Origin of the sequence: Mesorhizobium sp. BR1-1-15, assembly GCF_020165475.1 — a bacterium.
GTDB lineage: Bacteria > Pseudomonadota > Alphaproteobacteria > Rhizobiales > Rhizobiaceae > Mesorhizobium.
In genome coordinates this window covers 21,375-35,533 of sequence record NZ_JAIUIF010000014.1, presented here as the reverse complement: position 1 = coordinate 35,533, position 14,159 = coordinate 21,375, and the positions used below count along the sequence as shown (strand labels likewise).

Here is a 14,159-nt window from a genome sequence, read left to right as displayed (position 1 = left end):
CAAGCGGTCTAAGGCGCGAACATGATGCTTGCATGACAGTTGGTGACGCATTCGCGTCGGCCCGCCGCGACGCTGCTGGGGAAGTGCGGCCGCGCCGGAAAATCGATCGTTCCAACACAGGTTCGACAGCGTCCAGGAGCTGTTCGCAGTACTAGACACTTATGTACAGTACGTATATGGTGCCGGTTTCGGACAGTCCGGGGAGGGAAGCCTTGAAGTCTCACTACCGCGCAGTCGTCATCGGGGGAGGAGTGGTGGGCGCTTCGGTGCTCTATCACCTGGCGCGGTTCGGCTGGTCGGATGTGGCGCTGATCGAGCGCGCCGAACTGACGGCGGGGTCGACTTGGCATGCGGCGGCGGGGTTCCACGCGCTCAATGCCGACCCCAATGTCGCCGCGCTGCAGGATTACACCATCAACCTTTACCGCGAGATCGAGGCCGAATCCGGCCAGGACGTCGGCCTGCACATGACCGGCGGCGTCAACATCGCCAGCGATCCGGCGCGCTGGGAGTGGCTGAAATCGGCCTGGGCGGTATTCCAGTCGGTCGGCATCGAGACCGCCCGGCTGGTGACGCCTGACGAGATCAAGGCGATCTGCCCGATCGTCGACGTCACCGGCGTGCTTGGCGGCCTCTACGATTCCAACGAGGGCCATCTCGACCCTTACGGCACGACGCATGCGTATGTCGGTGCCGCCAAGAAGCGCGGCGCCGACGTGATCCTGCGCAACCGCGTGGTCGAGCTGAAGGCGCGCGCCGACGGCCATTGGGACGTGGTCACAGAGCAACGCACCATCACCGCCGAGCATGTCGTGAATGCCGGCGGGTTGTGGGCCAAGCAACTCGGCCGCATGGCTGGGGTTGAACTGCCGGTGACGCCGATGGAGCACCATTATTTCGTCACCGAGGACATTCCGGAAGTCGCTGCCCTCGACAAGGAGATCGGCCTGGCCGTCGATCTCGACGGCTTTTCCTATCTGCGGCAGGAGCGCAAGGGCGTGCTGCTCGGCGTCTACGAGCAGAACCCGAAGCACTGGAACATGGACGGCGCGCCGTGGGATTACGGCATCGAGCTCATCCCCGAAGACATCGACCGCATCGGCCCGGAACTTGCCAAGGCGCATGAGCGCTTCCCTTGCCTGGCGACGGCAGGCATCCGCAAATGGGTCAACGGCGCCTTCACCTTCACCCCGGACGGCAATCCGATCGTCGGGCCGGTCCGCGGCCTGAAGAATTACTGGGTCGCCTGCGGCGTCATGGCCGGCTTCAGCCAGGGCGGCGGCGTCGGCAAGTCGCTGGCCGAGTGGATGATTTACGGCGAGCCGCAGGCCGACATTTTCGGCATGGACATCGCCCGCTACGGCGCCTTCGCCGCAAACCGGGAATATCTCAGGCAGACGACGCGACAGTTTTATTCTCGTCGTTTCGTCATGACCTTTCCCAACGAACGGATGCCTGCGGGCCGGCCGCTGAAACGCCCCGGCGCCTATGACGGCATGAGTGCGGCGGGCTGCGAATGGATGGCCTCCTGGGGGCTGGAAATCCCCGCCTATTTCGCGCCGATGGGATTCCGCGAGGAGACGACGCTCAGGCGTTCCAACGCCTTCGACATCGTCGGTGACGAGGCGCTGCAAGTCCGGCGCGCCGCCGGCCTCATCGATATCTCGGCCTATGCGCGCTACGCGATCACGGGACCGGGCGCGGAGGCCTGGCTCGACAGGCTGCTGGTCTGCAGGCTGCCGAAGGCGGGACAGGCGAGGCTGGCGCCGATGCTCGGGCCGGACGGGCGGCTGAAGGGCGATCTCACCGTCTTCAACTGGGGCAATGGCGACTACTGGCTGATGGGCTCCTACTATCTGCGCGAATTCCACATGCGCTGGTTCGAAGCGCATATGGCTGAAGGCGTTTGCGTCACCGATATTTCAGATGCGATGTCGGGCTTTCTGGTCACCGGCCCCAATGCCAGAAAGATCGTCGAGCGCACGACGCACCAGGACATCTCCCCCAAAGCATTGCCATTCATGGCATGCGGCGAATTCGACATTGGCATGGTGCGGGCAAGGATGGCTCGCCTCTCCATCGCCGGCGAACTCGGCTTCGAGATCAACTGCCCGGCCACCATGCATGCCACATTGCGCGAAACGCTGCTTGCCGCCGGCGAGGATCTCGGCCTCGCCGAGATTGGCTATTACGCACTCAACGCGCTTCGGCTGGAAAAGAGCTTCGGCATCTGGTCGCGTGAATTCACGCAAGGCTACACGCCCGGCCAGACAGGGCTCGACCGCTTCATTGCTTTCGACAAGGGCGATTTCATTGGCCGCGAGGCGGCGCTGAAGGAACGCAAGGCCGGTGTTGCACGACGGATCGTGACGCTGGAAGTCGATGCCATCGACGCGGACGCCAGCGGCTTCGAGCCGGTCTGGCACGGCGCTCGGCGCGTCGGCTTCGTCACCTCCGGCGGCTTTGGCTACACGATCGGCAAGAGCGTCGCGCTAGCGTTGGTGGATGGCGATTTTGCCGAGGAAGGAACGGCGCTTTGCGTGCACATTGTCGGCACTGAGCGGCCGGCGCGTGTCATTCCGGCTTCGCCCTACGATCCCTTGGGCAAGGCGATGCGGCAATGAGGAGGTTTCCGGATGATCGATGACGCGGCACGCGAAGGCAGGCGCGAGCGCCGGCGAGGACGCATCGGCGACGCCGGCAGCGAGAGCAGCCGCCGGCCCAATTACCGCTCTCTGAAGAACCCATTCCTGCCGCAGCCAATCTTTTCGGACGACCACGTCGCCTCGATCCACGACACGGCGCTGCGCGTGCTGGAAGAGCTGGGCATCAAGGTTCTGCTGCCGCAGGCGCGCGACCTGCTCGCTCGCGCCGGCGCCCTGATCGACCCCGAAACCGACATGGTGCGGATCGGCCGCGACATGGTGGCGGCTGCACTGGCCTCGGCGCCAAAATCGATCCAGACCCATGCCGGTGACCGCTCCCGCGATCTGACGCTGGAACTCGGGTCGATGACCTTCCTGGCAGGGTGCGGCGCGCCGAACGTCACTGACCTCGAACGCGGCCGCCGACCAGGCACACTGGCGGCTTTCGAGGAGTTCATCAAGCTGGTGCAGCATTTCGACGTGCTGCACATGCTGGGACCTTGCGTCGAGCCGCAGGACATCGACAACCGTTTTCGCCACTACGCCGTCAACCGGGCGCAACTGACCCTGTCGGACAAGCTTCCTTTCATCTTCGCGCGCGGCACCCCGCAGGTCGACGATAGTTTCGACATGATCAGGTTGGCGCGCGGGCTGTCCGAGGACGAGTTCCGCTCGGGCGCCCATTGCTACACCGTCATCAACACCAATTCGCCGCGCCAGCTCGACATCCCGATGGCGCAAGGCATCATCGACTTCGCCAGGGCGGGCCAGGTCCTGATCATCACGCCCTTCTGCCTGGCGGGTGCGATGGCCCCGATCACGGTGGCCGGCGCGCTGACGCTGCAGCATGCCGAGGCGCTGGCCGGGTTGACGCTGGCGCAGATCGTGCGGCCGGGCGCTCCTGTCGTCTACGGCTCCTTCTCCTCCAATGTCGACATGAAATCGGGCGCGCCGGCCTTCGGCACGCCGGAGCATATCAAGGCGACGCTCGGAGCCGGCCAACTGGCGCGCTTCACCGGCCTGCCGTGGCGTTCGGGCGGCGGCAGCGCGGCCAACATCTCCGATGCGCAGGCGGCGCATGAGACGCAGTTTGCGCTGTGGGGCTCGGTGCTGGCAGGCGCCACCGTGTGCATCCATGCCGCCGGCTGGCTGGAGGGGGGGCTGAGCGTTTCCTTCGAAAAGCTGGTCACCGACATCGAGGCGTTGCAGACGGTGGCTGAACTGTGCGCCGCCACGCCCGGCGACGACGATGCCATCGGCTTCGAGGCGATCGCCGAAGTGCAGCCCGGCGGCCATTTCTTCTCGGCAGGTCACACCATGGCGCGCTACCGCACCGCCTTCTACGAGCCGCTGGTGGCCGACTGGTCGAATTTCGGCAACTGGACGCAGGCCGGTTCCAAGACCGCAACCGAACGCGCCACCGGTATCTGGAAGCGCATCCTCGCCGATTTCGAGCCGCCGGCGACGGCTATTGCCACATCAGCTGTGCTCGATGATTTCATCGCGCGCCGCACCGAACAGGGCGGGGCGGCGCCGGTATCGTGAGATAGCTTATTCCTCTCATCGTCCTGAATTGTGGGTGCGATCCGGAACCCGCTGCACCTCTCATGCATTCATGGGACGGCCGGTGCCTGCTCGCATTGCGAGCCATTGAGGGAGGACGACCACATGGGTTTCGACCAGTATCACGAACCGCCCGAAGAATTGTCGCAGGAGGTGCGAACCTTCGCCCGCATGATCACCTCGCTGATCGAGGAAGCGGAAGCGATCTCCTGGTACGAACAGCGCATGTCGGTGGAGAAGGACCCGCAGGCCCGCGCCATCATGAAGAACGCGCAAGGCGAGGAGTTCAAGCATTTCGGCATGGATCTCGAATTCCTGCTGCGTCAGAAGCAGGACTGGCGCGCGGAACTGAAGGAAATCCTGTTTACGACGGGAGATATCGTCAAGGCTGGCGAGGCGGGAGAGAAGAAGGTGGACTGAGCGGTCCGGCCCGGGTGACTACCGAAAGTTCCGTTCACTTCGGACGTCCACGCTATTGGAATTCATTCCAATCAATTTTAGCTGTGAAATCGCAAACATAATTAGGGTCAAAATCTACTTCGATTTTCACAAGAAAACCTCAGGATTTTTGACCAGCTCCTTACGCGAGTGAGTGTCCATTTTTCTCACACAGCCGCGACAAACCCGTCGAGCACGCGTTTCTGGCCGGCCTTGTCGAAGTCGATGGTCAGCTTGTTGCCTTCGATGGCCGCAATGTTGCCGTTGCCGAATTTCTGGTGGAAGACGCGGTCGCCGACGTTGAAGGGGGACGGCGTGTCGGCGACGGATTTGGCGACCAACTCGCCATCGATGGTGCGGCCCTTGATGCTCGTGCGGCCGGCGCCGTAGCCGCTGTCGGTCTCGCCATAGCCGATGCGCTCGACCTGGTGGCCGGAGCGCGAGCCCCAGTTGCGATCGGTCGCCTCGGTGCGGTTCTGCTGCGCCCGCTGCCAGCCCGGCGTGGCGTAGCTGTTGGAGAAGGCGCCGGATTTTTCGGCGCCGACATTGTCGAACCGCGAGGCGCCATAGGGGTTCTGTCTTCCTGCCCCCTGGCCGCCTCGGCCGGAAGCGAACGAGCCGCCGCCATAGGAATTGCCGTAGCCGCCATAGGAGTTGCCGCTTTCGGCGACTTCGACATGGGTTTCAGGCAGTTCGTCGAGGAAGCGGGAGGGAATCGTCGATTGCCACAGGCCGTGGATGCGGCGGTTGGAGACGAACCAGATGTGCAGGTTCTTCTTGGCGCGGGTCACGCCGACATAGGCCAGCCGGCGCTCTTCCTCCAGGCCGGAACGGCCGCCTTCGTCCAGCGCGCGCTGGTGCGGGAACAGGCCTTCCTCCCAACCCGGGAGAAAAACGGTCTCGAACTCGAGGCCTTTGGCCGAATGCAGCGTCATGATGTTAACGGCGTCGAGTTCGGCGTTCTGTTCGGCATCCATGACCAAAGCGACATGTTCGAGGAAGGAGCGCAGCGATTCGTACTCCTCCATGGAGCGGATCAGCTCCTTGAGGTTTTCCAGCCGGCCAGGCGCCTCGACCGAACGGTCGTTCTTCCACATGTCGGTGTAGCCGCTCTCTTCCAGGATGGTCTCGGCGAGCTCAGTATGCGGCGTGGTTTCCAGCGCCTTCTGCCAGCGTTCGAAATTGGCGGCGACCTCGCGCAATGCGGCGCGCGGCTTGGGCTTCAATTCATCGCTCTCGGCGAGCTTGGCAGCGGCTTCCAGCATCGGTACACGCAGCGCGCGGGCCGTGTCGTGGATCTGACGGATGGTGGTTTCGCCGAGGCCGCGCTTGGGCACATTGACGATGCGCTCGAAGGCGAGATCGTCGGCGCCTTGCGCGACGACGCGGAAGAAGGCAAGCGCGTCGCGGATCTCCATGCGCTCATAGAAGCGCGGGCCGCCGATGACGCGGTAGTTCAGACCGAGCGTGACGAAGCGGTCCTCGAACTCGCGCATCTGGAAGGACGCCCGCACCAGGATCGCCATGTCGTTGAGATTGTGCTTCTGGCGCTGATAAGCCTCGATGGTCTCGCCGACAGCGCGCGCTTCCTCCTCGGAATCCCAGGCGGCGTGGACGTTGACCTTGCCGTCCTCGGGATCGTCGCGATCGGTGAACAGCGTCTTGCCGAAGCGGCCTTCATTGTGGGCGATGAGGTGCGAAGCGGCGCCGAGGATATGCGCGGTGGAACGATAATTGCGCTCCAGCCGGATGATGGTGGCGCCGGGAAAATCCTTGTCGAAGCGCAGGATGTTGTCGACCTCCGCGCCGCGCCAGCCATAGATCGACTGGTCGTCGTCGCCGACGCAGCAGATGTTTACGGTGGCGCGGGTTTCGGACGAAGAGCGCCCGATCTCCCCCCTTGAGGGGGAGATGTCGGCGGAGCCGACAGAGGGGGGCGGTGCCCCACCGGCCTGTCGGCGCGAGGCACCCCCCTCTGTCCTGCCGGACATCTCCCCCTCAAGGGGGGAGATCGGCTTGCCTTCAGGCCGCTGCGCCAGGAGCCGCAGCCACATGTATTGCGCGGTGTTGGTGTCCTGGTACTCGTCGACCAGGATGTATCTGAACCGCTTGTGATACTCCTTCAGCACGTCCGGATTGGCGCGGAAGATGCGGATAGGGTGGCAGAGCAGATCGCCGAAATCGCAGGCGTTCAGCGTCTGCAGGCGCTCCTGATAGGCCTTGTAGAGCTCGCGGCCCTTGCCGTTGGCGAAACTGCGCGCATCGCCCTCGGCGATATCGGCCGGGCCTTGCCCCTTGTTCTTCCAGCCGTCGATCATCTGCGCGAACTGCTTGGCCGGCCAGCGCTTGTCGTCAAGGCCCTCGGCCTGGATCAATTGCTTGATCAGCCGCACGACGTCGTCGGTGTCGAGGATGGTGAAGTCGGATTTCAGCCCGGCAAGCTCGGCGTGCCTGCGCAAGAGCTTGACGCCGATCGAGTGGAAGGTGCCGAGCCAGGGCATGCCCTCGACATTGCCTTCGCCGATCAGGATGCCTATGCGCTGCTTCATCTCGCGCGCGGCCTTGTTGGTGAAGGTCACGGCCAGGATCTGCGAGGGAAAGGCTTTTCCGGTCGCCAGGATGTGGGCGATGCGGGTGGTCAAGACGCGCGTCTTGCCGGTGCCGGCGCCGGCCAGCACCAGAACGGGACCTTCGGTGGTTTCCACCGCCAGCCGCTGCTCGGGGTTCAACCCTTTGAGATAGTCGGGCGCGTTGTTGTGGCCGCTGCGGGCAGCCATGGCGCGCGCGGCGATGCCCGACGGGGCGGTGGGCCGCGCATCGGGTTCATCGAAAAAGGGCATGTCTTCGGAAAAGCCGGACATCGCCCCCGAATGTAGTGATTCGGTGGAGAAAGACCAGAACTGTCTACGTTTTGTTCCACTCCTGATTGTTTCCGGCCTGCTTGACAGGCAGGGCGGGTGAGGGAAAGCTGCGCAAAGGGCAGGGAGGGGATCCTGTTGCCCACGGCCGCCTCGAGGCGCGCAACAGTCGAAGGAGTATCATCTTGGCTGTCACCATCACCTCCCTCATCCTCTTCCTCATCGGCCTCGCGCTTGGCGCCGGCGGCATCTGGTTGGCTTCACTGGGAGGCAGCTGGTACTACATCATATCAGGCATCGCCTTCCTCATCGCAGCATGGCTGCTCTACCGGCGCAGATCCACCGCGCTCTGGCTCTACGCCGCGATCGTGCTGGGCACGCTTGCCTGGGCGGTCTGGGAAATCGGCTTCGACTGGTGGGAACTCGGGCCGCGCGGCGGCATCATCGTGCTCGTCGCGTTGTGGCTGCTGACGCCGTGGGCGAGGCGGGGCCTTGTTGGTCCCGATGGCCGCGCGCCGCTCATTCTCGCCGTTTTGGCGTCGCTGGCGGTCGCCGGCTATTCAATGACGACCGATCCCAAGGATATTGCCGGCAATCTCGACACCGACAAGGTGACCCCGGCGGCCGATCTCGGCGGCGACATACCTGCCGGCGAATGGCACTTCTACGGCCGTACGCCCTATGGCCAGCGCTATTCGCCGCTCGACCAGATCACGCCGGAGAACGTCGCCAACCTGCAGCCGGCCTGGACTTATCGCACCGGCGACGTGAAAGGTCCCGACGATGTCGGCGAGACCACCTATCAGGTGACGCCGCTGAAGATCGCCGATACGCTCTACATCTGCACGCCGCACAATTTCGCCATCGCCATCGACGCCGCCACGGGCAAGGAGAAGTGGCGCTACGATCCCCAGGTCAAGCTCGACAAGGACCGCCAGCACCAGACCTGCCGCGGCGTCTCCTACTACGCCGACGCCAAGATCGGTGCCGGGCAGCCTTGCGCCGCGCGTGTCTACCTGCCGACTTCGGACGCGCGGCTGATCGCGCTCGACGCCGCCAACGGTCAGGTCTGTCCGTCCTTTGCCGAAGGCGGCACGCTGAACCTTCTGACCGGCATGCCTTATCCCAAGTCCGGCTATTACTATTCGACCTCGGCGCCGCTGATATCGGGCGGCAAGATCATCGTCGGCGGCGCGGTCAACGACAATTATTCCACGCAGGAGCCGTCCGGCGTCATCCGCGCCTTCGATGCCTCCACGGGCGCGCTGATCTGGAACTGGGATTCCGGCAATCCCGACCAGACCACGCCGCTGGCGGCAGGCCAGACCTACACCGCCAATTCGCCCAACATGTGGTCGACGCCGAGTGCCGACGAAAAGCTCGGCCTGCTCTACATACCGCTCGGCAACCAGACGCCGGACCAGCTCGGCGCCGGCCGCAGCGCCAACGTCGAGAAATTCTCCTCCTCGATCACCGCGCTCGACCTCAATACGGGGCAATTGAAATGGGTGCGCCAGACCGTGCACCATGACCTGTGGGACATGGACGTGCCGGCGCAGCCGAGCCTTGTCGACATCACCAAGGCCGACGGCACGGTCGTGCCGGCGCTGGTGGGGCCGACCAAGCAGGGCGACCTCTACGTGCTCGACCGGCGCACCGGCGAGCCGGTCATCCCGGTCAAGGAAGTGCCGGCGCCCGGCGGCGCCATCGAAGGCGACCACACATCGCCCACGCAGCCGGTGTCGGACCTTTCCTTCAATCCGCCGCCGCTGACCGATGCCGACATGTGGGGCATCACCATGTTCGACCAGCTGGCGTGCCGGATTGCGTTGCACAGGCTGCGCTACGAGGGCCGCTACACGCCGCCATCGCTGCAGGGCACGCTGGTCTATCCCGGCAATTTCGGCGTCTTCAACTGGGGCGGCGTGGCGGTCGATCCGGTCCGGCAGGTGCTGTTCGGCATGCCGACCTATCTCGCCTTCACCTCCAGGCTTGTGCCCCGCGCGGACGTGCCGCCGCCAGGCGACGCCAAGGGCAGCGAGCAGGGGCTGAACCGAAATGACGGCGCTCCTTATGCGGTGGTGATGGGACCGTTCCTGTCGCCGCTCGGCATTCCGTGCCAGGCGCCGCCATGGGGCTATGTCGCCGGAGCCGACCTCAGGACCGGACAGATCGTCTACAAGCACAGGAACGGCACGGTCTATGACATGACGCCGCTGCCTTTGCCGCTGAAGGTCGGCGTGCCCGGCATTGGCGGGCCGATGATCACCGCCGGCGGGGTGGCTTTCCTCGGCGCCGCGGTCGACGACTACCTGCGCGCCTACGACCTGACCTCAGGCAGGCAGCTCTGGCAGGCGCGCCTGCCAGCCGGCGGGCAATCGACGCCGATGACCTACACGGTGGCTGACGGGCGCCAGTTCGTGGTCATCGTCGCCGGCGGCCATGGCTCGGTCGGCACCAAGCCCGGCGATTATGTAATGGCATACGCACTGCCGAAGTAAGGAACGGGTTCGGTCCCGCAGGATCGCGCCCTAGCTGATTCCGAGATGGCTCTTCAGGCTTGGCACCGAGCCGAGCACTTCATTGGTGAGGTCAGGCCCGGCGGCGGCTTCGGCCTGTTGGATCAGCGCGGCGCCGGCCTGCCTGATCTGCGCCATATCGAGGCCGGAGGCCTTGAGCGCGGCGACGCCGTTGATCAGTGCGCCGGCCTTTTCGCCGAGAACACCGCCCAGCGCGCCTTGCAACGAGGACAGCAGGCCACCACCGCCGGCCGCGCCGGCGGCCATGACGTCGTATTGGCGGGCGAGATCGTCGGCGCCGGGAATCTTGGCGAAGAAACCCGAGACGTTGGTGCCTTCCGCCTCGTGCTCCAGCACCGAGAAGATGGTGCCGACGACTTTCTCGGTCGTTGCCTGGTCGAGGCCCGCCTTTTGCGAGACGGTGTTGACAATATCCTGGACGTTCATGGTCTCACCTCAAATTTGGGAATTTCGGGTCCGGGCGGTGGTCCCGGCCGATGCGAAGCTCGATCATCGACCGCCTGCCTGCGTCCGCAAGCCTGAAGCGTAATGCCTGAGCGGCGGCCAGGGCAAGGACGAACGCGCTGGTGAGGATCGGCATGGTCATCGGCGGCGCTCCTTCTGGTCGGGACGGGATGGGACGGGCATCGGTAGCACGCAGCTTCCCTTACCATTGTGGCAGTGCCGGCAGGATTTATCGGCGATGACCAAAAAGTGATGGGGCGGGCGCCGGCGTTGCCGGCTTCACTGGCTGCGGCCGATGCTTGCCGCTGCGCTCATCCAGGCTGGACCGGCCCAGCCGCGCCCCTATCTAGCTCCGGTGTTGAAGCCTGAAGCCGAGGAATGCGCCATGACCAAAGCAGCCGCCAGACCAGCAAAGCTTGGGATCACCCAGGCGATGATCGACGCCTATGACGAATACACGCATCTGACACTCGATCGCCGCCGCTTCATGGAGCAACTGACCCGGCTTGCGGGATCCGGGGCGGCGGCCGCGGCGATCGCGCCGATGCTGGCTGCCAACTCCGCCCAGGCGGCCATCGTCGCCGAGAACGATCCCCGCGTGAAAGGCCAGGAAATCGCCTATCCTGGCGCCGGCGGCGAGATGAAGGGCTATCTTGTCAAGCCGGCGGACCAGGCGGGCAAGCTCGGCACCGTCATCGTCATCCACGAAAACAGGGGGCTCAACCCGCATATACGCGACGTCGCCCGGCGCGTGGCGCTGGAGGGGTTCGTGGCGCTCGCTCCGGATTTCCTATCGCCACTCGGCGGCACGCCCGCCGACGAGGACAAGGCGCGCGACATGTTCACCAAGCTGGATCCGGCGCAGACCGTCGCCAATGGCGTCGCGACGGTGGCTTTCCTCAAGGCCGACAAGGACGGCAACGGCAAGGTCGGTGTCGTCGGTTTCTGCTGGGGCGGCGGCACGGCCAACATGCTCGCCGTGAACGCGCCTGATCTGGCGGCAAGTGTCGCCTATTACGGCATGCAGCCGAAGGCCGCGGACGTTTCCAAGATAAAGGCGGCGCTGCTGCTGCACTATGCCGGATTGGACGAACGGACCAATGCCGGCATCGACGCCTTCAAGAAGGAACTCGATGCCGCGCATGTCGAATACACGGTCTATGTCTATGAAGGCGCCAATCACGCCTTCAACAATGACACTTCGGCAGCGCGCTATGACAAGAAGGCGGCTGATCTCGCCTGGGGCCGGACCGTCGCCTTCCTGAAGGAGAAACTGGCTTAGCGGAGGATCTACTGCGTGCTCGCAGGCCTATGCAAGGCGACGCCGGCCACCACCAGCGCAATACCGATGCAGTCGCTGATGCCGGGGATCTGGCGCAGCACGAGAATGCCGATCAGCGTCGCGGTGACTGGCAGCAGCGACAGCATCAGCGCGAAGCTCGACCGCGGCAGCCGCGTCATGGCGAGCTGGTCGCAGATATAGGGGATGACCGAGGAGCAGATGCCGACGCCGATGGCCGCCAGCAGCAGCGGCGCGGAGAAAAAGGCGGGCAACGCGTCGGTGAGGCCGATCGGCAGCACGACCAGGAAGGCCACGGCCATCGCGGCGCCGAGCCCGGCAATGCCGCCGCCGGCGCCTGAAGCGGCGACGCGGTGGCCAAGCACGATATAGCCCACAAACAGCGCGCCGTTGAGGAAGGCCCAGAACAGGCCGATAGGATCGCTGGACCATTTGACGTCGATCAGCAGCAAGGTGCCGGCCACGGCGACGGCAAGGGCAGCGAGATTGCGCGCGCTTCGGAGACCGACCAGCGCGACGCCGATGGTGCCGACGAATTCGATCGCGGCCACCAGCGAAATCGGCAGGCGGTCGAGCGCCAGATAGAAGGAGCAGTTCATCACTGCCAGACAGACGCCGAAGGCGAGCAGCAGCAGCCGTGTCGACCGATCGGCCTGGGCGAAGGTTCGCCACGGACGCGTCAGCGGCGCGAAGATCAACGCGGCGGTGGCGATGCGCAGCCAGGCCATGCCAAGCACGCTGATCTGCGCAAACAAAAGCACGGCGAAGGCAGGGCCGAGATAGTGGAACACGGCGCTGACGCAGAACCAGACATGCGGCGGCAGCGATGTCGGCAGGCTGGTAAAGGCCGCACCTGTGGGCGAGGTTTGGACTTGCGTCCGATCGTTCATCGGATCAGTATCGCAGGTATTTTTTCCGTCTGATATGGGCAGTGGTCGTTCAGGGACCTCGGTCGCTTTCCGGATGCAAGGAGTTTTTGATGAAGCGCCTTCGAAACGAAAATCTCGACCTCGACGCGGTCGATCTGAAGATACTGCGCCTGCTGGAAAAAGATGCGCGCGCCAGCACGGCCGAGCTGGCGCGCGCCGTCGGCCTGTCGGCGCCGAGCGTGTCCGAGCGCATCAAGCAGCTTCAGGAGAGCGGCGTCATCGAAGCCTATTGCGTGCGGATCAATCCGGCGGCGCTTGGCCTGAACCTGTCGGCATGGCTGCGCATCCGGCCGGTGCCGGGGCAGCTCGCCGTCGTGGCCGAGATCATCCGCGACCTGCCCGAGATCGCGCAATGCGACCGGGTAACCGGCGAGGACTGTTTCATCGCGCTGGCGCATGTCGGCTCAATGGCCGAACTCGAACGGGTGATCGACCGCATCATTCCCTACGCGATGACCAACACGGCCATCATCCAGTCATCGCCGGTGGTGGCGCGCTCGCCGCTGGCGGCGATCAGGCGACAGGGTTGAGGTCAAACCCCTGGAATGTCGTCAACGGAAGTGGCCGCTCTACCCGCAGCGTCAGGCGTGGCCGCGCTTCATGCGGGCCTGCTTAAGGATGACGCGCCAGCGGATCATGTCGAAGGGGATCGGCTCATTGTTGTTGGCGATGTGGAAGATCTCGTTGTTGACGTTCTTCAGCGAGCGCCAGAAATCATAGTCGGTAATGCGCGGATCGGCGGCGAGCCTGTCCACCTCGACTTTGATATCGGTTTTCATGCACGTCCCCCGAATCGGCTATGCCCCGCCGCCCGTGTCGCTACTTCGATGCGGATCGTTTTCGAACGGCCCGCTGAGTCGCGCAACGGTCCAATCGGCTTGTTCCCGTTAAAACCTCGGTAAGGTTAACGCGGGCCCCGGGCGGGTTCAAGCCGTCTTGCGTTTGATGCCGATCGAGCGGCCTGCGCGTTCGGGCATCGGCAAGGCTGCGTGAGCGGCGCGCATCGCTTCGATCTTGGCCAGCACGTCGGCGGGAAAGGGGGCTACCTTGGGCCCGGACATGTCGACATGCAGTGCAAGCTGCTCGGACGTCGCGGCGAGCCAGCCGTCGGCATGGCGGATTTCCTGGTAGAACCGCAGCCGCTTCTCGTCATGGTCGATGAGCTGGAAGGAGACCGTGACCTTGTGGTCGAGATGCAGTTCCTGCACGTAGCAGACATGGACTTCGGCGGTGTAGATGGTGAGGCGACGGTTCTTGACATAGTCCAGCCCCATGCCCATCGCCTCGAAGGCTTCATCCGAACAGCGGTCGAACAGGACGTTGTAGTAGGCCATGTTGAGATGGCCGTTATAATCGATCCAGTCCTTCTCGATAGCCATTGGCTGAGAAACAAAAGGGGCGGGGATCGGCATGGCAACTTCCTTGTTCTGGTGCTGGACAGA

Annotated in this window: 12 protein-coding genes; 6 read left to right on the top strand and 6 right to left on the bottom strand. The window is 64.4% G+C overall.

Annotated features, from left to right (window positions below):
* Positions 1-212 precede the first annotated feature (212 nt).
* The 3 genes from LB541_RS21680 to LB541_RS21670 all read left to right on the top strand — a co-directional run bounded on the left by LB541_RS21680 (position 213) and on the right by LB541_RS21670 (position 4,628).
* Positions 213-2,624: an FAD-dependent oxidoreductase gene (locus LB541_RS21680; RefSeq protein WP_224619556.1), complete on the top strand. Its 2,412-nt coding sequence runs from the start codon at positions 213-215 to the stop codon at positions 2,622-2,624.
* A gap of 12 nt (positions 2,625-2,636) precedes the next feature.
* Positions 2,637-4,190: a trimethylamine methyltransferase family protein gene (locus LB541_RS21675; RefSeq protein ID WP_140516561.1), complete on the top strand. Its 1,554-nt coding sequence runs from the start codon at positions 2,637-2,639 to the stop codon at positions 4,188-4,190.
* Positions 4,191-4,313: 123 nt separating this feature from the next.
* Positions 4,314-4,628 (top strand): hypothetical protein, encoded by a 315-nt coding sequence (locus tag LB541_RS21670; RefSeq protein WP_140495272.1) that lies wholly within the window; start codon positions 4,314-4,316, stop codon positions 4,626-4,628.
* Between the two features lie 185 nt (positions 4,629-4,813).
* Here LB541_RS21670 and LB541_RS21665 read toward each other — a convergent pair whose 3' ends face one another.
* Entirely contained in the window at positions 4,814-7,507 is a 2,694-nt protein-coding gene (locus LB541_RS21665) for an ATP-dependent helicase (protein WP_140685492.1), read from the bottom strand.
* 182 nt (positions 7,508-7,689) lie between these two features.
* Here LB541_RS21665 and LB541_RS21660 point away from each other — a divergent pair, with 182 nt between their 5' ends.
* Complete coding sequence (locus LB541_RS21660) at positions 7,690-10,005, top strand: glucose/quinate/shikimate family membrane-bound PQQ-dependent dehydrogenase (protein WP_140685493.1); 2,316 nt, start codon at positions 7,690-7,692, stop codon at positions 10,003-10,005.
* Between the two features lie 30 nt (positions 10,006-10,035).
* Here LB541_RS21660 and LB541_RS21655 read toward each other — a convergent pair whose 3' ends face one another.
* Positions 10,036-10,470 carry a hypothetical protein gene (locus LB541_RS21655; RefSeq protein ID WP_140664700.1) on the bottom strand — a complete coding sequence of 145 codons (435 nt, stop codon included), beginning with the start codon at positions 10,468-10,470 and terminating at the stop codon, positions 10,036-10,038.
* A 4-nt stretch (positions 10,471-10,474) separates the two neighbouring features.
* Positions 10,475-10,630, bottom strand: a complete 156-nt coding sequence (locus tag LB541_RS21650) for a hypothetical protein (protein WP_181168351.1) — start codon at positions 10,628-10,630, stop codon at positions 10,475-10,477.
* A 243-nt stretch (positions 10,631-10,873) separates the two neighbouring features.
* On the opposite strand from LB541_RS21650, the gene LB541_RS21645 reads away from it, so the two are divergent.
* Complete coding sequence (locus LB541_RS21645; RefSeq protein WP_140559539.1) at positions 10,874-11,770, top strand: dienelactone hydrolase family protein; 897 nt, start codon at positions 10,874-10,876, stop codon at positions 11,768-11,770.
* Positions 11,771-11,778: 8 nt separating this feature from the next.
* Here LB541_RS21645 and LB541_RS21640 read toward each other — a convergent pair whose 3' ends face one another.
* Positions 11,779-12,678, bottom strand: a complete 900-nt coding sequence (locus LB541_RS21640; protein WP_140685495.1) for an EamA family transporter — start codon at positions 12,676-12,678, stop codon at positions 11,779-11,781.
* An 89-nt stretch (positions 12,679-12,767) separates the two neighbouring features.
* Between LB541_RS21640 and LB541_RS21635 the strand changes: the two genes are divergently transcribed.
* Entirely contained in the window at positions 12,768-13,247 is a 480-nt protein-coding gene (locus LB541_RS21635; RefSeq protein ID WP_140495284.1) for an Lrp/AsnC family transcriptional regulator, read from the top strand.
* A gap of 51 nt (positions 13,248-13,298) precedes the next feature.
* On the opposite strand, the gene LB541_RS21630 is transcribed toward LB541_RS21635, so the two are convergent.
* Together LB541_RS21630 and LB541_RS21625 are read right to left on the bottom strand one after the other, a co-directional pair.
* Positions 13,299-13,496, bottom strand: a complete 198-nt coding sequence (locus LB541_RS21630) for a hypothetical protein (RefSeq protein WP_140495286.1) — start codon at positions 13,494-13,496, stop codon at positions 13,299-13,301.
* A 147-nt stretch (positions 13,497-13,643) separates the two neighbouring features.
* Positions 13,644-14,129: a thioesterase family protein gene (locus LB541_RS21625; protein ID WP_140495288.1), complete on the bottom strand. Its 486-nt coding sequence runs from the start codon at positions 14,127-14,129 to the stop codon at positions 13,644-13,646.
* Positions 14,130-14,159 lie beyond the last annotated feature (30 nt).